22 protein-coding genes and 9 pseudogenes are annotated in these 21,754 nt (G+C 57.5%); 9 read left to right on the top strand and 22 right to left on the bottom strand.

Annotation, left to right across the window (positions count from 1 at the left end; translation table 11 throughout):
- From BS630_RS29915 to BS630_RS29950, 6 genes and pseudogenes are all read right to left on the bottom strand, one after another.
- Complete coding sequence (locus BS630_RS29915; RefSeq protein ID WP_077980303.1) at positions 1–636, bottom strand: NrsF family protein; 636 nt, start codon at positions 634–636, stop codon at positions 1–3.
- Positions 623–1,186, bottom strand: coding sequence for a sigma-70 family RNA polymerase sigma factor (locus BS630_RS29920; RefSeq protein ID WP_077980304.1), 564 nt, complete (start codon positions 1,184–1,186; stop codon positions 623–625). Before BS630_RS29920 ends, BS630_RS29915 begins: the two co-directional genes overlap by 14 nt.
- A gap of 466 nt (positions 1,187–1,652) precedes the next feature.
- Positions 1,653–2,135, bottom strand: a complete 483-nt coding sequence (locus BS630_RS38275; RefSeq protein WP_077980305.1) for a cupin domain-containing protein — start codon at positions 2,133–2,135, stop codon at positions 1,653–1,655.
- Positions 2,136–2,323: 188 nt separating this feature from the next.
- A pseudogene (locus tag BS630_RS29930) lies at positions 2,324–3,055 on the bottom strand (SDR family NAD(P)-dependent oxidoreductase).
- Between the two features lie 439 nt (positions 3,056–3,494).
- Positions 3,495–4,435: pseudogene (locus tag BS630_RS36825) on the bottom strand (IS3 family transposase); the annotation flags it as partial.
- Positions 4,435–4,782, bottom strand: a pseudogene (locus BS630_RS29950) (IS6 family transposase); the annotation flags it as partial. The pseudogenes BS630_RS36825 and BS630_RS29950, both read right to left, overlap by 1 nt.
- 419 nt (positions 4,783–5,201) lie before the next feature.
- On the opposite strand from BS630_RS29950, the gene BS630_RS29955 reads away from it, so the two are divergent.
- Both BS630_RS29955 and BS630_RS38765 read left to right on the top strand, forming a co-directional pair.
- On the top strand, positions 5,202–6,296 hold the full coding sequence (locus tag BS630_RS29955) for an alpha/beta fold hydrolase (protein WP_077980308.1): 1,095 nt from the start codon (positions 5,202–5,204) through the stop codon (positions 6,294–6,296).
- Between the two features lie 54 nt (positions 6,297–6,350).
- Positions 6,351–6,449: pseudogene (locus tag BS630_RS38765) on the top strand (transposase domain-containing protein); the annotation flags it as partial.
- 82 nt (positions 6,450–6,531) lie between these two features.
- On the opposite strand, the gene BS630_RS29960 reads toward BS630_RS38765, so the two are convergent.
- Positions 6,532–6,951 (bottom strand): aldo/keto reductase, encoded by a 420-nt coding sequence (locus BS630_RS29960; protein WP_077980309.1) that lies wholly within the window; start codon positions 6,949–6,951, stop codon positions 6,532–6,534.
- Positions 6,952–7,439: 488 nt separating this feature from the next.
- On the opposite strand from BS630_RS29960, the gene BS630_RS29965 reads away from it, so the two are divergent.
- The gene (locus tag BS630_RS29965) at positions 7,440–8,423 is read left to right on the top strand and encodes a DapH/DapD/GlmU-related protein (RefSeq protein WP_077980734.1); all 984 of its coding nucleotides are present in this window, start codon (positions 7,440–7,442) and stop codon (positions 8,421–8,423) included.
- Positions 8,424–8,687: 264 nt separating this feature from the next.
- Here the strand turns inward: BS630_RS29965 and BS630_RS38465 are convergent, their stop codons facing one another.
- Both BS630_RS38465 and BS630_RS38470 read right to left on the bottom strand, forming a co-directional pair.
- Positions 8,688–8,801 (bottom strand): alcohol dehydrogenase catalytic domain-containing protein, encoded by a 114-nt coding sequence (locus tag BS630_RS38465; RefSeq protein WP_280952179.1) that lies wholly within the window; start codon positions 8,799–8,801, stop codon positions 8,688–8,690.
- Position 8,802: 1 nt separating this feature from the next.
- A complete protein-coding gene (locus BS630_RS38470) occupies positions 8,803–8,943 on the bottom strand; it encodes a hypothetical protein (RefSeq protein WP_165940340.1) in 141 nt (46 codons plus the stop codon).
- Positions 8,944–9,031: 88 nt separating this feature from the next.
- Between BS630_RS38470 and BS630_RS38770 the strand changes: the two are divergent.
- The 3 genes and pseudogenes from BS630_RS38770 to BS630_RS38290 all read left to right on the top strand — a co-directional run.
- A pseudogene (locus BS630_RS38770) lies at positions 9,032–9,154 on the top strand (NAD(P)-binding protein); the annotation flags it as partial.
- Positions 9,155–9,501: 347 nt separating this feature from the next.
- Positions 9,502–10,452: a hypothetical protein gene (locus BS630_RS38285; protein ID WP_167383841.1), complete on the top strand. Its 951-nt coding sequence runs from the start codon at positions 9,502–9,504 to the stop codon at positions 10,450–10,452.
- Between the two features lie 14 nt (positions 10,453–10,466).
- A pseudogene (locus tag BS630_RS38290) lies at positions 10,467–10,854 on the top strand (Mu transposase domain-containing protein); the annotation flags it as partial.
- On the opposite strand, the gene BS630_RS29990 reads toward BS630_RS38290, so the two are convergent.
- The 4 genes from BS630_RS29990 to BS630_RS30005 all read right to left on the bottom strand — a co-directional run bounded on the left by BS630_RS29990 (position 10,796) and on the right by BS630_RS30005 (position 13,148).
- Entirely contained in the window at positions 10,796–11,263 is a 468-nt protein-coding gene (locus BS630_RS29990; protein ID WP_077980312.1) for a sigma factor, read from the bottom strand. The pseudogene BS630_RS38290 and the gene BS630_RS29990 overlap by 59 nt on opposite strands.
- Positions 11,260–11,472, bottom strand: coding sequence for a hypothetical protein (locus tag BS630_RS29995; protein WP_132614607.1), 213 nt, complete (start codon positions 11,470–11,472; stop codon positions 11,260–11,262). Before BS630_RS29995 ends, BS630_RS29990 begins: the two co-directional genes overlap by 4 nt.
- A 312-nt stretch (positions 11,473–11,784) precedes the next feature.
- Positions 11,785–12,216, bottom strand: a complete 432-nt coding sequence (locus tag BS630_RS30000; RefSeq protein WP_077980314.1) for a cupin domain-containing protein — start codon at positions 12,214–12,216, stop codon at positions 11,785–11,787.
- Positions 12,216–13,148: an alpha/beta fold hydrolase gene (locus BS630_RS30005; protein ID WP_077980315.1), complete on the bottom strand. Its 933-nt coding sequence runs from the start codon at positions 13,146–13,148 to the stop codon at positions 12,216–12,218. The genes BS630_RS30000 and BS630_RS30005 overlap by 1 nt, the downstream gene beginning before the upstream one ends.
- 129 nt (positions 13,149–13,277) lie before the next feature.
- Here BS630_RS30005 and BS630_RS30010 point away from each other — a divergent pair, with 129 nt between their 5' ends.
- Positions 13,278–13,838, top strand: coding sequence for a TetR/AcrR family transcriptional regulator (locus BS630_RS30010; RefSeq protein WP_077980316.1), 561 nt, complete (start codon positions 13,278–13,280; stop codon positions 13,836–13,838).
- A 116-nt stretch (positions 13,839–13,954) separates the two neighbouring features.
- Here the strand turns inward: BS630_RS30010 and BS630_RS38295 are convergent.
- The 5 genes and pseudogenes from BS630_RS38295 to tnpA (BS630_RS30035) form a co-directional block, all read right to left on the bottom strand.
- Positions 13,955–14,399: pseudogene (locus BS630_RS38295) on the bottom strand (IS66 family transposase); the annotation flags it as partial.
- A gap of 35 nt (positions 14,400–14,434) precedes the next feature.
- The gene (locus BS630_RS30020) at positions 14,435–14,731 is read right to left on the bottom strand and encodes a hypothetical protein (protein ID WP_003554972.1); all 297 of its coding nucleotides are present in this window, start codon (positions 14,729–14,731) and stop codon (positions 14,435–14,437) included.
- A pseudogene (gene tnpC, locus BS630_RS30025) lies at positions 14,731–16,353 on the bottom strand (IS66 family transposase). Before tnpC (BS630_RS30025) ends, BS630_RS30020 begins: the two are co-directional and overlap by 1 nt.
- 63 nt (positions 16,354–16,416) lie before the next feature.
- Entirely contained in the window at positions 16,417–16,764 is a 348-nt protein-coding gene (tnpB, locus tag BS630_RS30030; protein ID WP_003554417.1) for an IS66 family insertion sequence element accessory protein TnpB, read from the bottom strand.
- Complete coding sequence (gene tnpA / locus BS630_RS30035; protein WP_245310541.1) at positions 16,761–17,171, bottom strand: IS66-like element accessory protein TnpA; 411 nt, start codon at positions 17,169–17,171, stop codon at positions 16,761–16,763. Before tnpA (BS630_RS30035) ends, tnpB (BS630_RS30030) begins: the two co-directional genes overlap by 4 nt.
- Positions 17,172–17,369: 198 nt before the next feature.
- Here tnpA (BS630_RS30035) and BS630_RS36840 point away from each other — a divergent pair, with 198 nt between their 5' ends.
- Positions 17,370–17,681: a hypothetical protein gene (locus tag BS630_RS36840; RefSeq protein ID WP_143529533.1), complete on the top strand. Its 312-nt coding sequence runs from the start codon at positions 17,370–17,372 to the stop codon at positions 17,679–17,681.
- 59 nt (positions 17,682–17,740) lie between these two features.
- On the opposite strand, the gene tnpC (BS630_RS30040) is transcribed toward BS630_RS36840, so the two are convergent.
- The 3 genes from tnpC (BS630_RS30040) to tnpA (BS630_RS30050) are packed head-to-tail and all read right to left on the bottom strand — an operon-like array spanning position 17,741 to position 20,193.
- Positions 17,741–19,396, bottom strand: a complete 1,656-nt coding sequence (gene tnpC, locus BS630_RS30040) for an IS66 family transposase (protein ID WP_077980319.1) — start codon at positions 19,394–19,396, stop codon at positions 17,741–17,743.
- Between the two features lie 45 nt (positions 19,397–19,441).
- On the bottom strand, positions 19,442–19,756 hold the full coding sequence (gene tnpB, locus BS630_RS30045; protein ID WP_425351735.1) for an IS66 family insertion sequence element accessory protein TnpB: 315 nt from the start codon (positions 19,754–19,756) through the stop codon (positions 19,442–19,444).
- A 29-nt stretch (positions 19,757–19,785) separates the two neighbouring features.
- Positions 19,786–20,193 carry an IS66-like element accessory protein TnpA gene (gene tnpA / locus BS630_RS30050; protein WP_077980320.1) on the bottom strand — a complete coding sequence of 136 codons (408 nt, stop codon included), beginning with the start codon at positions 20,191–20,193 and terminating at the stop codon, positions 19,786–19,788.
- A gap of 570 nt (positions 20,194–20,763) precedes the next feature.
- On the opposite strand from tnpA (BS630_RS30050), the gene BS630_RS30055 reads away from it, so the two are divergent.
- Positions 20,764–21,378 (top strand): VOC family protein, encoded by a 615-nt coding sequence (locus tag BS630_RS30055; RefSeq protein ID WP_158081436.1) that lies wholly within the window; start codon positions 20,764–20,766, stop codon positions 21,376–21,378.
- Positions 21,379–21,461: 83 nt separating this feature from the next.
- Here the strand turns inward: BS630_RS30055 and BS630_RS38775 are convergent.
- Positions 21,462–21,723: pseudogene (locus BS630_RS38775) on the bottom strand (IS66 family transposase); the annotation flags it as partial.
- Positions 21,724–21,754 lie beyond the last annotated feature (31 nt).

The following is a 21,754-nucleotide window of genomic DNA, read 5'->3' on the forward strand; positions in this document are numbered from 1 at the left end:
TCACCAACGCAGTAGCCGGCGGCCGAGAAGATATCCGGCGAGCGCAACTATCGCGACTGCGATGGGATACCATAAAAGAACGAAGAGCGGGCTGTCTTCATCGCCATTGGATGCATAAAAAGTCGCCGAAATTCCCGCTGCAGCAAGTCCCGCGATCATTCCAGCGATACCTGGCTTGCCCGGAGCACCCCGCCGCATGCCGTAAAGCAAGCAAGCAAGCGGGCCGACAGATAGGAGGGGGATGGTTGTCAAACAGTTCAGCGCATCTTGCCCGACCGCGCGGGCGATCCAGGTTTCAGTGGGCGTCACCGACAGCTCCAGCAGCGCCGCGACAATTAGCAACGCAGGTGACAGGAGCAGCATCGGCCTGACCGTCCCGAGCGAAACGCCGGGCTTGCCCATCCTGAAGAACATCGCGGCAGACGATGCGGCAAGCGTCGAAGTCACCACGAACTTGAAGAGAAATCGGCCACTGCCCATTGCATCGCCGACATCGTTCCGAAAGCCCAGCTGCGAAAAGAAGGCGATCCCGGCAATCAAAGTGCCGGCGATCGAGGCGTGGGCGAGCAGCTGGTTCAACGTCGGCTCCGGGCGAAGATCCTTCACCAGAAGATCGATTAGTTCACTCGTTTTCATGGTCGCTCCGATAGACGGCCGAGAGCGCCTTGAGCGCACGATGCAATGACACACGCACAGCCACCTCGGACATGTTCAGCTGTGCGGCCGTCTCCCGCACACTGGCCCCTTCGATGGAAATGGAGCGGACGATCGTCCGCTGCGGGTGTTTCAGTCCATGGAGGATTTTCTCCACATCGAGGCGGTCGCTGATTTCCGACCCGTCCCCCATGCCAAGCGTCGCGGCGACGTAGTGTATCGGGATGACCACATGCTTGCCGCGCTTGCGAAGAAAATCAATCAGTTTGTTGCGCACGATCGTCGATAACCATGGTCCAATTGGGCGATCCACGTCCCAGCTGCCTCGCTTCAAATGGATCGTCAAAAGGACTTCCTGGACCGCGTCTTCAGCCTCGCTGGCCGGAATACCGAACTGATCGCAGCGTCTGCGTGCCATCACGCGGAGATGCGGGGTCATGGCAGCGAGTACGTTGCGGTAGGCCTGCGTGTTGCCCGCCACCGCCGCCCGCATCATCTCTGCCCATTCTTTTTCCCGGGCCGATTTTTGCATCCAAAATTTCCTTTCTCTGAACCGCCCGCTAATTTGTTGGATTGAAACTCGGCATTTTCCCGAAAAGTTTGGTATGCGCGAACGAGAGTTGAGGCGGCAGTCCGTTATTGGATGGGAAGACTGCCATGCTGCGATCTTCCGATCAACAGTTTTATAACGGCCATTCTAAAACGTACCGCAGGGCGATGGCCTCGCCCTTGTCGCCGAGGGAGTGGGCAAAGTTTCACTCTGCGTGTCTGAACTTCTCTAACGCAAATCAAGGGTGTGCCGCATAGAGCGTCGGCATGCGCAGCCGCGTCTATGAAGTAGCGCGCACTTAAGTGCTTGGGGCACGTGGTTTTTTTACTGGGTTTCCGATCCCGTCACGCTCAATTTTTGCCATAAACCTGCGCTTAGAACCAACCGAATGCCGACACGCCAGCCGCCGCAGTCAGGCGGTAGCTGGAGAGTCGCACCCCGCGTTGCCTTACTCGGGAAGAACAATTCCGATTGCAGCCTGCTGCTCCGGGCTTGCACTCCAGAAACCGTAAGCGGCTGCGATCTTCGCTATGTGCGCCAGTCGTTCAGGAGTGACATCGGCCTGCGCCTGAGACACACTGATCTCGTCAAAGAACCGGGCCATGCGGGGCGTCGTCACCAACACCAGCGCGACCTCTTCGTGTCCCGAGTTGCGGAGTGCGTGTGGAACATTTGACGCAATGTCGATGACCTCGCCTTTCTTGTACCTGTTCCATGCGCCATCGAGCCAGGCCTCGAGAACTCCTTCAACGACGACCATGGTCTCCGGCTCATCATGACCATGAAGCGGGACAACGATGCCAACCGGCGCGATACTGCGTATGACGGCGTAAGATTGACTTTTGCCCCTGCTTAGAGACAAGTCCAAGAGAGGTCCAGATATCGTGCGCATTCCGTCTCTCGCCGCAGCGAAGATTGAGGATGTTCCCATGTTTAATTCCTTTGATGAATAACGCTCCAAGAGCGCAGAGTGTGGGATTGATGAATACCGACCTTGCCGGCGTGCGATAGCTCATCGATTATCTAAACTCCCGATGGGTTGAGGATCTCTGCCGCTGCGAATCTCCCCTTTTTCTCTCACTGCTCGTTTTAATCGATAGGTCTCCGGCGCTCGACAGCCTACCAAGGGACTTCAGCGCCAGCCTCGACAAATCGGCCGGAGACCACACCCTCACCAAGGAGCGCATATCCGACCGGCAGCCTTGCACCTTCTGCTGGCGTAAGATTCCCGCTGTGGCCATTGAGTTCGGTTTTCACGCATCCAGGACAGACCGCGTTCACGACGATCGACGTGTCGCGCAGTTCTTCGGCAAGCTGCACGGTCATCATGTTGAGTGCGGCTTTGGAGGCGTTGTAACCGAGAAGACCCGCAGTGACTGGATACGTTAACGATCCTGGCTGCCGTTGCTTTACGCAGAAGCGGGAGCATATCTTGCGTCACTGCCAAGGGGCCCACAAAGTTCGTGTCCATCGTTTAACCGCTTCGATTGGCGACGAAGTTGGCGGCCCATCCTCGGCATCTCCCATCCCGGCGTTGTTGATCAGGATATCGAGGTGTCCGTGTTGCAGACGGATGGTCTGGGCCGCTGTTGCAATGCCCGCATGATCATTCATGTCGATCACAATAGTTTCTGCTTCTAGTCCACAAGAGCGGAGGTCTTCGACAGCAGTTTGTCCGCGTACCGAACTACGTGAGCCGATAATGACCAGGTTGCCTGCCTCTGCGAGCTGGCGAGCAATTTCGAGTCCAATGCCCTTGTTGCCACCGGTGACGAGCGCGATACGTTTCCTGTCGGCCATTAACAGCCCTCCACAATGGAGCCGTGAACCGGCCCAAGTTAAAATCGACATCAACGGACATTACGAGCACCGATACGCCGCCGTTACATCGGGCCAAAAATTTATTTCCAGATCACGAACCAGCGGCTTGCAAATAGCGTTCCGTCGAGGTTCTTTGACCCAACCGTAATCCAGCCAATCAGTGTATTTTCCTAAACGAATGGCGGAGCTGGCACTCTCGACCGTAACGGTCAGCTTGGGCAACAGCGGCGCGGCATGGTCTATAAATGCGCGTAAGACGCTGCCGTCGTGTCCCGAGTTGCCGGAAAGTCATGTCAACGGGAGCGACGACAATTAGCAATCATCGAGAACGTTGACGAGCAAGTGTTTGTCACATCCTTGCGATCGGAACCTGTCAACAGCCTCGTTTTCCCGCCGAGAGCGAAGCCGCGCAACGCTCGCTCTGGCCTGCTGCTTTCGGATACTGAGTTAAGCTAAACCCCACTATGTTTTCAAATTCCACCTGGCTGAGATAGCCCAGTGTCGAATGCCGGCGCTTCGGATTGTAGAAGCGCTCGATGTAGTCGAACACGTCTGCTATTGCATCGTCGCTGGTTCTGTAGACCTTGCGAGCTGTCCTTTCCGATTTGAGTGATGAGAAGAAGCTTTCCATCGCGGCATTGTCCCAGACATTCCAGAGCGGCTCATCGAGCAGGTGATGCCGTGATCGGCCATCAGGCGCTGGAACTGCTCGCCGGTGTATTGGCTACCCTGGTCCGAATGGTGGAGGAGCGCATCCGGCTTGCCTCGGCGCCGGATGGCCATGATCAGCGCATCTGTGACGAGCTGGGCCGTCATGTTGGCGTTCATCGACCAGCCGACGACACGGCACGAGAACAGCTCGATGATGGCAGCTACATAGAGCCAGCCCTCAGCCGTCCATGGTAAAATCGGCCACCCACTTCTGGTTCGGCCTTGCTACCGCGAACTGCCGGTCCAGCACATTCGGCATGATGACCGGGCGCTCGCCGCCGTCTTCCGCCAAGCCGCGCCTTCGCGGCTTTGCTCTCATTGCATTGTTGCGCATGAGACGCTCGACGCGATGTCAGACCACAGGAAAATCCTTCGGCGAGGAGGTCATGCCAGACACGCCGTGCGCCGTAGGGGCGGTCGCTATCCTTGAAACCGTCCTTGATCTTGTCGAGCAGAGCCTCATCATACCGGGCGTGCTGGCTCGGAGACCGATGTGACCAGGCATCAAAGCCGGAACGTGACACACCCAGCGCTTCGCAGAGCCATGCCACCGGCCAGATCGAACGGTGCATTGCAATGAACGCGAACTTCATATCACGTCCTTCGCAAAGTAGGCGGCGGCCCTTTTAGGATGTCCCGATCCGCCTTCAGCTTGGCGACTTCTTTACGCAGCCTCTCGATCTCAAGCTGCTCGGGCTGGCAGCTTTCGTATCGCGGCGTTTTCTGACAAGAACCTCAAGCACGAAGCCATCCTGATCAAAGGCACGCCAAAGAAAATGCCGTTTGCCTTGATCGTTAAGACAACTTCATCCAGCTGCCATTTGTCACCAAGGCGCGGCGTGCGACGACGGATCTGAGTCTCGTCCGAACTTTTCTGCCCGTTCGCGCACCGTCTTGTGCGAGACGCCAATCCCTCTGTAAGCCAGCATGTCTTCAACCATGCGAAAGGCTCAGCGGAAATCGAAAGTAAAGCCAGACCGCTTCCGCGATGATCTCGGCGGGGGAAAACGATGGCGATGATAGAGCGAGGCGCGGTTAACAAGCATCAGGCATTATCACCAGCTGAGATTACGCCAAAGTTGAGATAACAGTGCCCTCCCCAACAAGGCCCCACATCTCGCCCTCAACAATTACCGCAACAATCAAAAACCGGAATTCAACATCGTGTAGTGGCGTTCGCTGGCGAGCGCAGTTCCCAGCAATCACCAGGTGTCACCTAACTGCTCAGCAATCGCGAAATTTCTAAGTGCATGTAACAAAACCCGTGTTCCTGCGAAATTGACGTGAGCGAAGCAAAAGTTACTTCGGGAGTACGAGATCGTCATGGCAGACGACGCCGGCAGGTACAAAACGCTATCGCAAGAGGAGTGAAGAATAACAGAAAGATGCAAACGGTGACAAACTCCATCTTCCAACAGGCAATCGTCGAAGTTGAGCCAGACGCGTTCACTCGCGGGGCACGCCAGTGACGGTTCTGCTTATCTTCCTTCTGCTCGCAGGATTAGTCCCGCTCCTGCGTCTGGCACTGCAGAGTCGCGTAGCTTGGAAACACCGCCTGCGAGGGCCGAGGTGCCTCAATGAGACCACGCTCTGGTCGATTGGTGGCATCACCCAAGCGGTTCAGCTACGCGGGTGGAATGAGGCAAACCCGCTACTACTCTACGTTCATGGCGGCCCTGGAATGCCGGCGATGCCGTTCGGTCATGCCTTCCAATCCGAGTGGGAGAGACATTTCACCATAGTCCATTGGGACCAGCGCCTTACGGGCAAAACCTTGTGCGCGAACGGTATCGAGACGGGACTGGTACTCAACGACTTCGCCGAAGACGGGGTAGATCTGGTCCGCCAGCTGCAGCAACGCTTCCCAGGTCGACCAATCGGTCTAGTCGGTCATAGCTGGGGAACCGCGGTCGCAATTCGGATGCTCCAGGCTGCGCCGGAGCTGTTCGCCGGCTACCTTGCCATCGGGCAGGTGTCGGACTTTCTCGCCGCCGAGCGCTATGGGTACGAGACTGTTCTGGCAGAAGCACGACGTCGCGGTGCCGCCGCGCTTATCACCTCGTTGAACCGCTTTCCCAATTACCCGGCGGGTAACTCGCTGAGCCACGCCTCGCTCAGCGCGGTCAGGGCGGCGGAAGTGAAGCTTGGCTTCGGGCACTATCGCAAACAAAGTGTGATGCTCAAACTGCTCTGGTTGGCTTTCGTCTCGCCCGATTGTCGTTGGCGCGACCTTCTGACACTAGCGAACAGCAAGGCGCAATCCGCATGCCTTGACATCGCACTTGCGGAGCTGCCGCAGTTCGTCGTCCGCGCCGCTGGCGTGGCCATACAGTGCCCGGTGTTAATGGTCGGTGGTGCCTTTGACCTGTTTACGCCGACCCCCGCCGCTCGAGAATTTTTCGAAACCATCCATGCTCCGCAAAAGAAGCTTTTGGAAGTGGTGGAACTCGCGCATTTCGGCCCGTTGGAAGACGCCCCACTATTCAATCGTATCATTATCGGCGAGTTTCTGCCGATGATCGTCAACCATGCTGCGTCGCACGATCGATCCAAAGTATGACTACGGAAAAACTGTCAAGCGACGCCTCTGGTCTCCGGATGATCCGAACTCGCCGAAGCTCTCCGCTACCTGAGCGCCACGCTCACCTCCATCGTCAATGGCCACAAGCAGAGCCGGGTCCACGAGCTAATGCCGTGGAGTTACTCGGATACAACACACCGAAGTCACCTTTGGGCGGAAGCGGCCGTTCGGAGAGATTGTAGCGCCGCCGCCGGCGACGCTGGTGGCCAGGCGTCTATAGGGAGGCGAGTGGCGCGAGTGCTTTCATCTCCTGCGCGGTAAGTATCATGGACTCCGCCGCGACGTGTTCCAAGAGACCGCTGCACTTCCGCCTTCCCGGAATCGGCACCGTTTTCACCTTAAGCTTGCAACTTTGAACATAATGCCAGGCAAGCGCAATTTGCGCAGCCGAAACGCCCCGTGCGAACGCGATGTTGATCTTTGCGACGAGCAGCATGTTTGCCGCAAGGTACTCGGCTGTGAACCTTGGGAAATGCTGGCGCGCATCGGTGTCGGTCAGAGATGTTGCGAAAGCCAGGCCGGTCAGCATGCCGCGCCCAAGCGGGGAGTATGGCACCACCGTCACCCTCAGTTCGGCCGCGGGCGGGAGCACGTCTTGTTCGATATCGCGCGTGAAGATCGAACGCCGTTGAATGCCAAGTTAAGGTTCCAGTGCCACGGCCCGCTGCATGTGCTGGTCGGCAACGCGGGGTTAAAAGTCTACGGCTCCGGGTAGTGGCTTGAGGAGAAACATGGCGTCGCCAGATCACGCCGCGACCGGCGCAAGCTGCATCTGGCGGTGGGACCGCGAAACCTTCCGCAGTTCGCAAGGCGGATCTGGAAGTCAGTCCAAGGCTTGGAAGAGATGCCCTTCGCCTTATGCATCTCGGCAGCGTCAATGTGGAAATAGTCAAAGGTTAACTCTTGAAATTCTTATCCGGCTCCCTGTTGCCTCCGACATCCGGCACCTTGGAAATATGACGGTGCTAAGCGCGTATCTCACGCCGATGCCGGCCAGCGGGGTATTCACGCCACCAGTTCAATTCGAACTTTGCTATCCCGAAAAGCCGTTTCTGTAACGCTTGCAGCGGCCGGAACGTAGACGTGGATGTTCTGACGTTTCCCTTTCCAAGGACCTTACTGATGTTACATCAAGACCACAACAAAAACGCCCTTAGAGGGGTGACCGCGATGGGCTTGGCAACGGTGGATGCCAACGGCCGGTTCATAGAGGCTCGATACTTAAAAATAGGGCTTGACGACGTCGATCAGACTTTGACTGAGCGCGTTGACGAAAATGACCTTTCGCAATTCCTTGGTCGATCCGTTTTCGGCATTACCCGATATGACGACAGACGCGATGTTCATATCATCCCGATACAAACCACCATACGCGACCTTCAAGAGCAATCGGTAAGTCTCTGCGACGTGTATCTTCGCCTTCACCTTCTGAGTTCTCGTGTCGCAACACCTGGTCAAGTGAATCTCGCAGGCGTGCTCGACTTTTTCGTCAACGTGGCTTGGACCTCGTTGGGGCCTTGCTTGCCGGAACGCGTAGAGGGACTGAGACATAATGCATGGTTAGATGGGAGGGAGGTCACGATAGGAGGTGTGTGGCCGTTTCCACGTATGACAGATTATGTGGTGCCTTGTGGGGTCAAAATCATGAACAGTGAGAACGTCCGCTTAGGTGCTTATTTGGCGAATGGGACGAATGTCCTAGGTGGCGGCTTTTGCAATACGGGATCTTCGACACTTGGAGCGACAGCGGTTGAAGGTCGGCTTAGCCTGGGTGTCACCGTAGGGGAGGGATCGCATATCGGTGGCGGGGCATCGCTCATGGGAACGACGTCTGGTGGCGGCAAGCAGATCGTAAATATCGGTCGGAACTGTTTAGTAGGTGCCAACGCTGGTGTCGGCATTTCGTTAGGAGACAATTGCATTGTTGAAGCGGGATGCTACGTGACGGCCGGTCTACCTGTGCACCTCGCTGATGGGCGAATTGTTAAGGCATCCGATTTGGCTGGTAAATCGGACTTGCTCTTTCGCCGCGACGCGTTTCGCGGAATCGTAGAAGCTGTGCCATCGCCAGGCTGGTCGGGGCTGAATATGAAGCTCCACCAATAACGGCTAGCTCCCGATTTCAAAGGATGGCCGCAACCCTAACCTACTTTTGGCTAGGAGTAGCGAGCTCACCTATAGCCGACCTTCGCCGAGACGTCGTCCACTATCAGCAGCTATTGCGCAGCGCGTCTCGCGGGCACCGCCGTTACGCGCCGAATACCGTCGTTTCTACTACCCCTCACGCCCACTCTATTTTTATCGCACTAAGGATTTGATTTTCCGACAGAACATTTTTCTTTTTGGTTCCCAGCGCCGTGGCTTGGGCCGTCAAAAACTTAGCCTATTGATATTGCGGCGGAAGCTCCGGACCGCGTTGCCCACATCTTCAACGACACCGACGCCTTCGTGGCCAAGTGTGCGCCCTTCGGTGACACTTGGCACATCACCTTTGAAAATATGCAGGTCGCTGCCGCAGATGGTCGTCTTCGTGATTTTTACGATGCGTCGCCTCCTGAACGACCGGCTTCGGCTTTTCGACCCAGTCCTTCTTGCTGCTGGTTGTAACAAATTCGCCGTCCTGCACGAATAGTCTCCCAGCTGTGTGAGACGTTCGACCGCACGCACCAGAGGAGGAAACCATGGACGCAGCGAAAAGGTCGCTCAGACACTCGATGACGACCGACTACCTCATTGTGGGTGCCGGTGCAGTCGGCCTTGCTTTTGCTGATACGCTACTTTCTGAAAAAAGTGACGTCGAGCTAACGATAACCGATCGCCGCGCTCAACCTGGAGGTCATTGGAACGATGCCTATTCATTTGTGGCGCTGCACCAGCCCTCAGCCTTCTACGGCGTGAACTCTCTCTCGCTCGGTTCGGGGCTGAGGGACACCCATGGCGCCAACAAAGGGTTATACGAACTCGCGTCGAGTTCAGTCATGCGGCGAAGACTGCTGCCGAGTGGCCGCGTTCGTTACTTGCCGATGACGGACCATCTTGGTGGCGGGCGCATCCGCTCGCTATTGACGGGTGACGAAGCCCGTCGTCGCTCCGCGACGGAGAATCGTCGATACGACTTTCTACGGTACGTCTGTACCGTCGACCCATACTCCGAAGTTCTCCATCTCCGAAGGCGTCAATCTCATTGCGCCAAAATGCCCTCACGCACTTCGCACTCTTCGCCAATAACATGTTCGAGCGCTACACGATTGTCGGCGCGGGTAAGACGGCGATGGACGTCGGCGTTTGGCTGCTCGGCGCCGAAGTGCTGCCGGGACGAATTGCCTGGATCATGCCCCGAGATTCCTGGCTTTGGAACCGCCGCGCCACGCAGCCCGACAGCGAATTTTTCGAAGACGTCGTTGGAAGCCAGGCTGCACAGATGGAGGCTTGCGCCACCGCGACATCTGCCGATGAGATCTTTGAACGGCTCGAGGCTGCCGGCACGATGCTCCGGATCTTTCCAGAAGTCCGTCCGACGATGTTCCACTACGCGACGATCTCCATTGGGGAGGTCGAGGCGCTGCGAACAATAGATCACGTTGTACGGCTTGGACGTGTGAGGACGCTTGAACTCGATCGGGCGGTTCTCGATGCTGGCGAGATTGAGCTGCCCGAACGGACGCTGCACATCGACTGCACTGCTTCAGCAGTCGAGAAGCGGCAACCGGTTCCGATTTTCCAGGACGAACGTATCGTCTGCCAATTGGTGCGCGCTCCGCAACCGGCGTTCAGCGCCGCGTTGATCGCTTGGGTCGAGGCACACGGTGTTGACGACGAGGACCGTAATTATCTCTGCGGCACGGTGCCGTTTCCGGATCATCCGCATGATTATCCACGAACTGTGCTCGCTAACATGCGCAACGAGGCGGCATGGGCAAAGAAGCCGCACCTGCGGACTTGGATCAAGGCCAGCAGGCTCGATGGCTTCGGCAAGATCGTCGACGCTGTTCGGCATGATGACGCCGCAAAGATGGCGCTGCTCGCGCGGCTTCGTGCGGCGGCAGAGCCTGCAATCATTAATTTGCGGCGACTGGTGACGGAGAGCGATCGCATAGATTTCGGCGCTACGACGATGTCGCCCGAACGCTACTGAAGTGAGGCTGCCGGCATGCCCGGCGTAACTTCATGGTTCCGATCCCGCAGTGTCCGACATGGGATGCGTTCGACGCCTTTCTGGGAGAGCAATGCCACAAGCGCCAGCGTGACAAGCTGCGCGGCGAAAGCGAGATGATCGGAGAACGGCTACAGCGCGATCTTGCTGCCATGAGGTCCTTGCCGGCATCTTCGATTCCTGCGACCAGGCCAATGCCAAGGTGACGCCGCAATCTTTGGCCCGCTACAAGCCCAACGACTACTCCGTGCCAGTCGCCTATGGTCATCAGGACGTCTGGGTCAGAGGCTATGTCGATGAGTGATGATCGGCTACGGTAGCGAGATCATCGCTCGTCATCCTCGAAGCTGGGAGCGGGAGGACGTCGTCTTCGATTCCGCCCACGTTGCGGATCCGTGAGCGTGCCCAGAATGCGGTCGATATCGATGGGATCGGAAACTGTGTTGCGGTCGTCTGTTTTGAGTGTGGCAATGACGTCCTCAAGTGACACGGCCTGCTTGCCACGGCGCCTTAGGCTATCGCTCACCTTGTTGCGAATGATCGTCGATAGCCATGGTCCTAATGGCCGCGACGGATCCCATGTCCCCCGCTTGAGATGGATTATAAGCAGTACTTCCTGAACTACATCTTCGGCCTCAGTTGCCGGCGAACCGAACTGGGCACAATGCCTCCGCGCCATCACCCGTAAATGTGGTGTGAGGGCCGTCAGGAATTTGTGATAGGCATGGCTGTCGCCCGCAATCGCGGAACGCAGCCAGGACGCCCATTCCTTTTCACGCGCCAGATTTGTCATTCGACATATCCTTGGCGGCAGTTGTCGGGCACCGCGTCAGGTCTGCTCAGAATGACCAGGTTCTGCACACTATAATCCTTCACGTGGGCTCCGGTTCTCACCTGCATTCTGAACGCGGAGACGTTGCCCTCCCCCGTCGCAATAGCAGCACTATCAACGTCGATCAGCGCTTTATCTGGTTCGCGCAACCCAAGCGATGAAGCTGGCAATAGCGGCCTCCAGTTAGTCGCATAGCGAGCGTTTGTGACTAAGGCCCGTCACCGAGGTCCGATAAATCAGTAATAGATTCAATGCGAAACCCTGGGTTTCGAACCCCCGCAGACTCCGGTTGCATTTCGCAAAGGCATCGGTGGTTCATCGGTCGGACAGGCTCGAAACGGACGGACTGTTCATTCTGGTAGGCACCGTGATCTCCGCAGCCCTCGGGTAGGTCGACGGTGCCCGTTTTCATGCCCAGCGGACGATGTGCGGATCGCTGCATGCGCCGTGCTTGCGGCCGAGGACATGCTGCTGAAGAAAAATCAGGGCTCCCAGCCGGGTTCAGCCAATTCGAACTGGGCGAAGTTGAAGCCCGGAGCGACAGTGCAGCCGAGCAGTGTCCAGTCACCCAGACTTTTCGCCATTTGCCAATGTCCGGCAGGTACGACTGCCTGCGGCCGCTGACCATTGGCGATATCCATACCAAGCGTTTGCGTCGTCGCGGGTTCTTTGCCCGAGGCGATCGATAGCTCCAATGGCGCACCGCCATAATAGTGCCAGACCTCGGATGCGTCCTTGACGCGGTGCCAAGCGGATACTTCACCCTTTTCAAGCAGGAAGTATATTGCAGTGGAGTGGCGTTTGAAGACTTGCGGCTCAGCCTTGTTGTCGCGGAATGTCTCGATATAGGCGCCACCTTCCGGATAAGGTTCAAGCCCAAGAATTTCTTTGATCTGTTGTACGGTAACATCCATCAGAAATGATCCTTCCGTTTGCCTATTTCGGTAAAGACAACCTCCTTGTTGGCGTTTTCCATTTTAAGGTTCGTGCCAAGATGTGCTTCAAGAAAGCCTCGCACAATCTGTGCAATCTCTGAGGCGTGGGTTTCCAGCGCGAAGTGGCCAGCATCGAGGAGGTGCACATGCGCCTCGGGAAGATCCCGCTTGTAGGCTTCTGCCCCTGCTGGGATAAAAGCTGGATCATGACGACCCCAGACTGCCAGGAGGGGAGGCCGATGCGTACGGAAGTAGTTCTGGAAATCCGGATAGCGCTCCAGGTTCGCTCGATAATCCAGAATTAGATCGAGCTGGATCTCCTCCGCGTCCGGGCGACGCATCAAGGCTATATCGAGCATGTAGCCGTCGGGTCCCAGACGTTTGGGATCGGCGCCTGTCCGATATTGCCAGTTCTCGATCACCTCGGGTGAGAGCGAAGCCCGGCAGGCCTCTCGAGTCACGGGATTGGGATTGCGCCAATAGGCTTCCCACGGACCCCACTGGTCGCTGAAGCCGTCGAGATACGCATTACCATTTTGGCTAATGATTGCTGTGACGCGTTCTGGATGCGCGAGGGCGAGACGAAAGCCGGTCGGAGCGCCGTAGTCGAAGACATAGAGGGCATAGCGCTCCAGACTCAGCGCTTCGGTAAAGCCTTCCATCACCTGCGCAAGATTGTCGAACGTATAGTCGAAGCTGCCGCGCTCAGGCGCCTTGGTGTATCCGAACCCGGGAAGGTCCGGTGCAATCAGGCGGTACCGGTCGGAAAGGAGCGGGATAAGCTCACGGAACATGTGGCTGGATGAAGGAAAGCCGTGCAGAAGCAGGAGGACAGGAGCAGTCCGTGCCCCGGCCTCGCGATAGAAGACCTCCACATCACCAACCTGCTGGCGCTTGTAGCTGACAGTCATTTGGAACTCCTTCTTTCGTCAGTGCTACGGAAGTCACTCCGCAACCGACTTCAAAATACTACCGATCGGTCGTTTGTAAAGAAGCCAAGGATGGATTATCTTGAGAGCACGGATTGAAAGGCTGAAAGCATGAAGGTCACGAGAGGTGAGATAGTTGCGGCAGCGCGCGAGCAGTTCCGCGAAAAAGGATACGCCGGTGCTTCGATGCAGGACCTCGCCGACCGGATAGGACTGAAGAAGGCATCGCTTTACATGCGGTTTTCGAACAAGGAAGCCCTGGTCCCCGAGGTACTTGAGGTTCTCCTGCAGGAAACACTTAGCCAAGCGGAAGCCGGCACCAGTGGCGCGCCCTGGCAGATAACATATGAGAAGGCCCTGAGGGCTATCGCGGGAAATCTGGCGGAGCGAAAGCGCTGCGTTGGGCTTCATCTTGCCTATGGCGTCAGCGATGAAACCCCGGCTGCGAAGGAAGCCGTGCGAAACTTCTTTCAGACACTCCGTGAGCACCTAATTGCTCTTTTATCACCCGTCATGTCATCAGATAGGGCCGCTCTGGTGGCCAGCGACGCGCTTGCTCGGATTGAAGGTGCGACCCTTCTTGTTGCCGTCTTTGACGACAAAGCGGCGATGGAGCGGGCGGTGCAGGCTAGTCGCCGAGATGCGGATGCTGCGGTACAAAAAGCCAGATAGCGCTCTCATCGCTGCCGAGACACTAGCGCCAGATGCCTCCAACCAACATTGCCGGCCGGAAGCCAAGCCAGGAGCATTGCCCCAATGCTTATATTACGCTCTCGGCGCCGTCTCGAATTAAGAAAAGAGCTCGTCGGTGTTGGCGGCATTTTCCGTGCGCCGCGGCAATTTGAGAGAACGTGGCGCAGCCATGCCAAGGGCGCGACGCCACAAGCTCGATAGGTCCGCGTCGGGCTATGGATGACCGTCCTAGCGTCAGTTCCGTCAGCGGTGTCGCTTGGCAGCCACGATTTACTTGCGGTGGCAAAAACTCTGATGTCCCGTTACAGAGTGTTTTTGTCGATCGGCATCCTGCCGTCGTTGGTGTAGTGCGTCAGGCAATCGCATTGTTTCTGAGTGCCGGACACCACGCCGAGCTTGGTGTCCGGCACGACTTTCGGCGCGATCGCGCCATGGGCTTGGCGCGTTCAGGACAGACAAGCTGTCCTGTTGGCGAAAGCGGCGAATTCAGTCGGCCTGCGTTTCAGCAGCGTCGGGCTTTTCATCTCGCGCCTTCCTTTCGAATCCGGCAGAGATGTTCAGTAACCGTCCGATTGCTACCGCGGAGATTTTGCTTTGATGCGAGCGACGAGCAACTCGTCGTCAACAAAGCTGTCGAGGAAGTCGTTCCATTCTTGGGGTGAGCGGCGGGCATCTTTGAGCATCTGCTCCAATTCGTCCATGCCATCGTCTGTCAGTGCGGTCACGGATTCGTCGTCTCCGGTGTACACGGAGATGATGCTGCCGTAGCTCAGATTATCATCGTTGGAGACGATTGCCTGAAGAAGCTCCGGGTCCTCTTCGAGGATTTCGGCAACAAATTTGATCGTACGGACGTAGGTGACTGTCGCCATCAGGCTGCCTTCGCGTCGATTGTGGTGATCGTCGACCAGTTCCACGGAAGCAATTCGTCTAACCGATTGATCTTGTGATCGTGGATGCGATCGAGCACGTCAGTCAGATAGGCTTGCGGGTCAAGACCATTCATCTTTGCCGTCTCGATGATCGTCATGGCGCGTGCCAAGGTCTCCGCTCCCGTATCGGCTCCCGCGAAGAGCCAGTTCCGTCTTCCCACGCCTATCGGACGCAGTGCCCGCTCGGCGGCATTGTTGTCGATCGCAACGCGACCGTCTTCGAGGAACAGACAGAGCGAAGACCATCGGCTCAATCCGTAGCGGAAAGCTGTCGCCAGATCGCTTTTGCCCGGAATGCGCGTGAGTTGAGCTTCAGCCCAGTGGCGGAATGCATCGACCTTAGGCTTGCTCTGCTTTTGACGCGCAGCAAGACGGGTCTCAGGAGGCTGCCCATTGATGCCACGCTCGATGTCGTAAAGCGCTCCGATGCGATGAAGAGCCTCTCGCGCGATCTCGGACTTGTTTGATGTCCAGATATCGTGGAAGTCTCGTCGCCAATGAGCCCAGCAGGCGGCTTCCTTGAAGCGAGATTCTCTCTTTTCTCCAGGCGCGTATAGCTTGCCATATCCTTTGTAGCCGTCAGCCTGAAGTATGCCGCTTGATTGCTTGAGGTGGCGGTGGACGTGCTCTTCTTTCCAGTCAGGAGCAAAATAGTAGACTGCACCGGGCGGGGAACTGCCTGCCCATGGACGCTGATCGCGGACATACGTCCAGATCCTGCCCTTCTTCACACCCTTGCCCAACCCCTTGTCTCGCAGCGAGCGATCCAGCACCCTGATCGGGGTGTCGTCCGCATGAAGTAGGTCACTTGCCATGACCGCCGTTTCGATCCGCTCGATGAGAGGCTGCAGAACCTGCATGGCGCGACCACACCAATCAACCATCGTGCCGTCGGGAATGTCGGCGCCCATGCGGGTGAAGATCTCGTTCAGACGGTACAGTGGCAAATGGTCGTCGAACTTCGAGACCAGAATGTACGCCAAGAGGCCAGCGCCGGCCATGCTGCCCGGTATCGGGCGGCTGGGTGCTGCCACCTGCACCATTTTCTCGCAGCAACGGCAGGACTTCTTCAGTCGAGCAACTTCGATGACTTTCATCTGCGCGGCGATCATGTCGAGGATTTCGCTGACGTCCTCACCGACAAGACGCAATTCACCTCCGCATTCCGGGCAGCAGGAACCAGGATCGAGCTCTCGGCGCTCGCGAACCGCCTTGTCCGAGACGCGTGGGCGCCGGCGCATGATCTTTTCAGAGGTATCCGCCAAGGGAACAACAGACGCCGCCTCATCAGGTTCATCGATTGGCGCCGTACTGCCTTCAGCGGCGGCGATCAACAGATCCTCAAGCGCCAGTTCCAACTGCTCGATTTCACGCTCAATCTTTTCAGACGACTTGCCGAAGACTTATTTCTTCAGCTTGGCAATGCGCAGCCGCAGCGTTTGGATTAACTGATCATGCGCTTGCAATGTGGCCGACATCTTCGCGTTTTCCGCCTGCAAAGCGGCAATCATTGCCTTGAGAAAGGCTGGATCGTCCGGAAGATTTGTCGTCGCGCTAGACATGATCCTGACTACCACGAGTCAGGATAAATTTCCATAAAAACCAGCGGTTTCAGTGGGATAAAATCACCCGACACGGGCCGGTGGCGCACCCCAATCAGGACGACGCCAATCGATCCCTTCCCACAACATCGCCAGTTGGGCCGACGTCAGCCGGGCAGTCCCGTCGGATGCCGAAGGCCAAGGAAACCGCCCCTTCTGCAAGATCTTGTAATACAGGCAGAAGCCCTGGCCATCAAAATACAGCAGCTTCAAACGATCGCCACGCTTGCCGCGAAAGGCGAAGACCGCGCCGCCAGTCGGCTTCTGACGCAAAACATCCTGCGCAAGCGCGGCAAGGCCTTCTACTCCCTTGCGCATGTCCGTGATCCCGCACGCAAGATACACCCGAACGCCGGTCCCAGGCCCAATCATGCTGCTTCCACTGCCCGGATAATCTGCGTCAGGACATCGGGAGCCATAGAACTCTCGAAACGAAGCGTGCGGCCGCAGATCAATCGTAGCTCGATCATCCCGGAGCAGCTCTCCCTCAATTCAGGGGCATCGGTCTGCACGGCATTCAGATCGACGGGAATGAACAGTGCATTCGAAGACACCGGGAGCAGCCCCTTCTTCTTGAGCTCGCTACGCCAGGCGTATATCTGCTGCCGCGTTACATCATGACGATGAGCAATCTCTGTGATCGTGGCTCCAGCAACCCCAACCGACATGACAATCGCAAGCTTGTCTTCTTCGCGCCACCGCCGTCGACGTGTATGCATCCGGTGAGGGCCGCAGGTTAGGCTGCTTGAGCGTTCAGTCCGTGTGGCTGCCAATTCCACGGAAGTAATTGCTCCAGCTTACTGATTGGCGTGTCGGCGATGCGGGGTAAGCATACGGTGAGGGCCGCGAATCATCGTGGTTTGTCGCACGCGCTCTGGACACTGAGCAATCTTCGTGTTCTCTCACGCCATCTGACAAGCACTTCAACGGGCAAATTGGGGGCGGGCGTGCGAACTGTGGGCATTTTGGGTGGCCTAATGGCCTTTCTTACAGCAAATACGCTTACTGCTTCTGAAGTTTCGCCCGAATGCCATCAAGCCACTCGTCAATATCTGGGGCTTCTTCTGGAAGAAGTTCAGGGAACTCGTTTCGAGCCGATCATTAAGAAAGACATAGAGGCGAGCGGCGGAATGGAAAAGAAACTTAATGAGATGACATCTAGAATGTCCAAAGATGACTGTGCGTTCCTCATGTCGGCTCCGGAAAGCGCACTAAGGTCTCTTGCGACTTCCGGTCTTCCGGCCGACAAGGGCAGATATCCATCAGGATGGAAAAACCCTCAGGATTAGTCGATGCAGCCATCGCTGTGGCGACGGTATTCCGGCAAGCATACGGTGAGGGCCGCAGGTCAGGCCGCTTGAGCGTCGATGGCGTGCGGTGTCCAATTCCAAGGAAGCAGTTGCTCCAGCCTGACAATCGGCGTGTCGGCGATGCGGGCAAGAACGTCGGCAAGCCACGCCTGCGGATCGATGTCGTTGAGCTTTGCCGTCATGATCAGCGTGGCCATGAAGGCGGCACGATCTGCACCGCGGTCTGATCCGGCGAAGAGCCACGATTTTCTGCCGAGGGCAAAGCCTCGCAGGGCTCGCTCGGCCGCATTGTTCGTCAGGCAAATCCGGCCGTCATCCAGGAACGTGGTGAATCCATCCCAGCGCTTGAGCATGTAGTCGATCGCCTCTGCGACCGGAGAACTGCGCGACAGCTTTGACCGCTCGGTTTGAAGCCAGGCCTGCAGATCGTCGACGAGCGGCAGGCTTTCCTTGCGGCGACGCTCCAGGCGTTGATCGGCGGTAAGCCCGTTTATATCCCGCTCGATATCGAGCAGGGCGTCGATCCGTTTGACGGCTTCGAGCGCCATAGGTGAGATCGACGCGGCGTTCTTTCCACGCTTGGCGTTCGCGGCAATATCGGCGAGCACGAAGAATTTGCGACGCGAGTGTGCCCAGCAAAGCGCTTGCGTCAGAGGATCGGGATCACGATCAAACTTGAACAGCGGATTGTAGCCGCCATAGGCGTCTGCCTGCAGAATACCGATGAAGGTCTTCAGGTGGCGTTCCGGATGCTCCTGCCGTCGATCTCGCGAGGCATAGTAAAGGGCGGCCGGCGGTGAGAGGCCTGCGAATGGCCGATCGTCCCGGACATAGGTCCAGATGCGGCCTGTATCGGTCTTTCCCTTCGCCAGAATTGGCACGGTTGTGTCGTCGCCATGCAGTCGCTCGGCGGCAAGGACATGCGCCTCGATCAGAGAGTGAAGTGGCTTCAACACCGCGGCGCATGCTCCGACCTGGTCAGCCAGTGTCGATAAACTAAGGTCGATGCCCTCGCGGGCATAGCGTTCGCTCTGGCGGTTGAGCGGCTGGTGCTGGGCGAACTTCTCGAACAGGATCATCGCCAGCAGGTTCGGCCCGGCAAAACCGCGGGGCGTCACATGGAAGGGTGCCGGTGGCTGCGTGATCTTCTCACACTCGCGGCAGGTAAACTTCTCCCGCACCGTCTGAATGACTTTCCATTGACGTGGGATGACCTCCAGGGTCTCGGTAATGTCCTCGCCGAGCTTCGACAGTTTGGCCGATCCGCAGCAGGCGCAATTCGCGGGAGCGGCGATGACGACGCGCTCGCGCGGCAGGTGTTCGGGAAAGGGCTTGCGTGACGGACGCTTGCGCTCGAAGGACCTGACGGCTGAGGCTTTGGCTACAATCTCCGCGGCCAGTTCGTCTTCGCCGGCGTCTGCTTCGAGCTCTTCGAGCTGCAGCTCCATCTGCTCAAGGAGACGCGCCTTACGTTCTGACCGGGTGCCGTAGAGTTCACGGCGAACCTTGTCGATCTCCAGCTTCAGCCGCGCGATCAGCGCCTCGGAATGCGATACGAGTGCCTTTGCACTGGCGGCTTCTGCCTTGGCGATTGCGGCCTCAGCCTCGGCGGCAACACGTCGAGCGCGTTCCTGGGCCAGCAGTGCGAGGGCACTGGCAAGGTCGTCCGGAAGCTCTTCGGTCGCATTGCTCATGAGAGGATGGAAACATATTCGACCCCTTCATTCCAGTATTTTTGCTCATCCGGCCGACGTCGGCCGCCAGGTTTTTTGCGGCATCCGCCAGTCTATGCCTTCCAGCAGGTAGCCGAGCTGGGCAGGCGTGATCACCACCGTGCCATCCGCTGCTGATGGCCAGATGAAGCGTCCGCGCTCCAGCTTCTTTGTGAACAGACAAGCGCCCTGGCCGTCATGCCAGATCACCTTGATCAGGCCACCACCGCGGCCGCGGAACACGAACAGGTGGCCGCACATCGGATCGCGCTTCAGCGCCTCCTGCACCATCAGCGACAGACCAGGGAAGCCTTTGCGCATGTCGGTATAGCCGGTCGCCAACCAGACCTTCACGCCACTCGGGACCGGGATCATCGCAGACCCAGCACACAATCGAGAATGCGGCCAAGCGCATCCGTGTCGATATCGCTGTCCACGCGGATGCGGCGGTCCCGACCAAGTTCGATTGTGACATCGCTACGCTTCCGGCGGGAAGGTGATGCAGACGGTTCTGATGGAATGGACTGACCTGCCGGGACGGCCTCGGACACGATGACCGGCACCAACGTGGTCGCCACCGGGGCTTTCGGTTCATCAAGCCGGCACAACTCCTTGCGCCAGCGAAAGAGTTGGCTGACATGGATACCGGCGGCGCGGGCAACGTCTGAAATCACCGCATCCGGCTCAAAGCAGGCCGAGACGAGCCGCTCTTTATCCTCGCGTGACCAACGCCGACGGCGCTCTACGGACGTAATCACCTCAATTGGATGCTTCGTCATATGACTACTCCTAGTGTTACCACTAGGACTGGCAGTCAGCAGCCCATCATCGCAAGACGGCCTTCACCGTGGGCTTACGTCGACGTTCCTGCCCAAGAATTTCAACGCGCATCGCAATCCTCGCCTAAGACACGTCGCTAACGACGTCGTTAAACACGTGTCTTAGGCCATCAGGACGCTAGGCGGCAGGCGGTGCCAATCGGGCGGTTACGATGTTCAAAGAACCTGAGAGTTTGTTCCGGCGGGTCGCCCACCATTCTTTCTGCTCTTGGGCTTCGTCGAAGCGTCGCCTGGGATCGGCCAATCATCCGACATAGTCACGCCGGCCAATTTGCGCCACACGGTGGAGCCGTCGCTCACCAGTATGACGCGATAATCCACCCGGGAAGGTCTGAGGGTATTCAAATCATTATCACCCACCATACCAAGGCTCGAGAAAAGACGACTCGATTCTGTAACAAAACGGCAACTTGTACCGTAACTCCACGGTACGAACCGAACAAACGATCGGTTGTGCGAAAGATCAATTTGTAAGGAGAATGGAAGATGTATCTGCTTAGGCGCCATCTTATGAAGATCATAGCACATGGTAGCGCGGTCGCCGCGATCGTCGGTCCAGGCCTGGCAAAGGCCGCTGAAGGAAAAAAAGAAACATCTGAGTCTCCCACGGATGGCATCGCGTCTGGCAATACGATAAAGCCTCTTCATCTCCTCCATGGGTCGGGTCTTCACCATAGCAATGTGCGAGTCCGCGATATGGACAAAGCGATCGACTTCTACGAGCAGGCTTTCGGCTTCAACCTCCTGTTTCGCTGGGACGGCGTCGAGGCTATGCAAGACGGAGGCGTTTACTTCCGCAACCCACTGCAGGGTGCTCACCTCGACATGGGCGATGGGCAGATCCTCGAACTCATCCCTGCCCCCAAGAACGCGATCCCGCCCGACGATCGCGCGTTGAGCTTCCATCATATCGGCTTGTATGTGTCTGATGTCAGCGAAACCTACGCCCGGGCGCTTGCCGCCGGCGCCAAGCCATACCCCATAGAAGACGGATCAGGCGGCGTATGGGACGGGCCTACAGATATAAAATTAAAGGCACGGCCACCCTATGAGCGTTCGTTCGTGGTGCGCGCCGCCCACGTGCAGGGCCCTAACGAAGAAATCATAGAATTGTTTGAGGCCTGATCCGATTTGCAGGCTGTCGCAGATTGCTTTGTCCCAGACCTTAACTGATGGGGTAGATGCCCCCTCGGTTGCCGCCTGCACCATTTCTCCCAGCAGCGGCAGGACTTCTTCCATCTGCGCGGCGATCATGTCGAGGATTTCGCTACGTCCTCACTGACGAGACGCAATTTGCCTCCGCATTCCGGGCAGCAGGAGCCAGGTCGAGCTCTCGGCGCTCGCAAACCGCCTTGTCCGAGACGCGCGGGCCGGCACATGATCTCTTCAGACGTATCCGCCCAGGGAACAACAGACGCCGCCTCATTCATAGATTGGCCCCGTACTGCCTTCAGCGGCGGCGATCAACACGAGTCAGGATAAATTTTCATAAAACCAGTGA

Origin of the sequence: Rhizobium laguerreae (assembly GCF_002008165.1) — a bacterium.
Lineage (GTDB): Bacteria > Pseudomonadota > Alphaproteobacteria > Rhizobiales > Rhizobiaceae > Rhizobium > Rhizobium laguerreae.

Excerpts from the sequence above, each read along its gene's own strand:
- BS630_RS29915 (WP_077980303.1), bottom strand. The coding sequence starts at position 636 with ATGAAAACGAGTGAACTAATCGATCTTCTGGTGAAGGATCTTCGCCCG.
- BS630_RS29920 (WP_077980304.1), bottom strand. The coding sequence starts at position 1,186 with ATGCAAAAATCGGCCCGGGAAAAAGAATGGGCAGAGATGATGCGGGCG.
- BS630_RS38275 (WP_077980305.1), bottom strand. The coding sequence starts at position 2,135 with ATGGGAACATCCTCAATCTTCGCTGCGGCGAGAGACGGAATGCGCACG.
- BS630_RS29965 (WP_077980734.1), top strand. The coding sequence starts at position 7,440 with ATGTTACATCAAGACCACAACAAAAACGCCCTTAGAGGGGTGACCGCG.
- BS630_RS29990 (WP_077980312.1), bottom strand. The coding sequence starts at position 11,263 with ATGACAAATCTGGCGCGTGAAAAGGAATGGGCGTCCTGGCTGCGTTCC.
- BS630_RS30000 (WP_077980314.1), bottom strand. The coding sequence starts at position 12,216 with ATGGATGTTACCGTACAACAGATCAAAGAAATTCTTGGGCTTGAACCT.
- BS630_RS30005 (WP_077980315.1), bottom strand. The coding sequence starts at position 13,148 with ATGACTGTCAGCTACAAGCGCCAGCAGGTTGGTGATGTGGAGGTCTTC.
- BS630_RS30010 (WP_077980316.1), top strand. The coding sequence starts at position 13,278 with ATGAAGGTCACGAGAGGTGAGATAGTTGCGGCAGCGCGCGAGCAGTTC.
- BS630_RS30020 (WP_003554972.1), bottom strand. The coding sequence starts at position 14,731 with ATGGCGACAGTCACCTACGTCCGTACGATCAAATTTGTTGCCGAAATC.
- tnpB (WP_003554417.1), bottom strand. The coding sequence starts at position 16,764 with ATGATTGGGCCTGGGACCGGCGTTCGGGTGTATCTTGCGTGCGGGATC.
- BS630_RS36840 (WP_143529533.1), top strand. The coding sequence starts at position 17,370 with ATGGCCTTTCTTACAGCAAATACGCTTACTGCTTCTGAAGTTTCGCCC.
- tnpC (WP_077980319.1), bottom strand. The coding sequence starts at position 19,396 with ATGAGCAATGCGACCGAAGAGCTTCCGGACGACCTTGCCAGTGCCCTC.
- tnpA (WP_077980320.1), bottom strand. The coding sequence starts at position 20,193 with ATGACGAAGCATCCAATTGAGGTGATTACGTCCGTAGAGCGCCGTCGG.
- BS630_RS30055 (WP_158081436.1), top strand. The coding sequence starts at position 20,764 with ATGAAGATCATAGCACATGGTAGCGCGGTCGCCGCGATCGTCGGTCCA.